The sequence below is a fragment of the Acinetobacter lactucae genome, assembly GCF_013344765.1.
GTDB lineage: Bacteria > Pseudomonadota > Gammaproteobacteria > Pseudomonadales > Moraxellaceae > Acinetobacter > Acinetobacter lactucae_A.
This window is the reverse complement of record NZ_JABVBF010000374.1, coordinates 1-813: the sequence shown is the minus strand read 5'-3', so window position 1 is coordinate 813 and position 813 is coordinate 1. Positions and strand designations below refer to the sequence as shown.

At 27.4% G+C, this 813-nt stretch carries 2 protein-coding genes; both read right to left on the bottom strand.

Annotation, left to right across the window (positions count from 1 at the left end):
• On the bottom strand, positions 1 to 223 hold a 223-nt coding region (locus tag HUN22_RS17415), incomplete at its 3' end, for an NTP transferase domain-containing protein (protein WP_174732001.1).
• The coding region (locus HUN22_RS17410; RefSeq protein WP_174731997.1) for an aminotransferase class I/II-fold pyridoxal phosphate-dependent enzyme at positions 223 to 813 on the bottom strand (591 nt) is incomplete at its 5' end. The genes HUN22_RS17415 and HUN22_RS17410, both read right to left, overlap by 1 nt.

The window sequence follows — 813 nt, the reverse complement described above, 5'->3', positions numbered from 1 at the left end:
ATATAATTTCAATATCTAAAAAAAAGTTACCAAATTTAGCTTTAATAATTTCCTTTTTATAGCCAACAACAATATATACGTTTTTTACTCCTAAAGAATCCAAAAAACATAATTGTCGTTCTAATATAGATTTACCATCAATTAAAGTCATACATTTGGGTTGAGTCTCAGTCATAGACTTTAGTCTACTACCTAAGCCAGCAGCAAGTATTATAGCATCCATTAGATCCACTTCTTATCTAAAAAGAAAAGGTTTATTTTTTCAATACCAACTTTTAAAGTTTTATAATCACCACAATATGACAACCTAAAACCCTTACTATCACCAAAAGCAGTGCCTGGGACAACTGATACACCAGTATGCTCAAGTAAATTTACACAAAATTCATCTATACATATATCTTCTTTAATTAGTATTTGACTTACATTGATATAAAAGAAGAATCCACCCTGATTTACAAATTTTTCATTAGCTTTTAAATATTTAAAACTATTTAATACATAATTTCTCTTTTCATTTAGATCTATCCAATTGCTATCGATAAATTTATTAACTGTATCAGTTAGCAAAATTTTTCTAATAGCATCTTGAATCAAAGAAGACGGGTTTGATGATGTATGTGATTGAAATATTGAAACTTTTTCAACAATCTCCTTTACTGCACATATATATCCTAATCTCCAACCTGTTAGAGCTAAATTTTTCGAAAAACTATTAATCATGATAATTTTATTGTTTTCGCCCTTCCAATAATTGAAAGGTGAAATATACGATTGTTTTGGGAAACAATAATCTTTATAACACTCATCAAT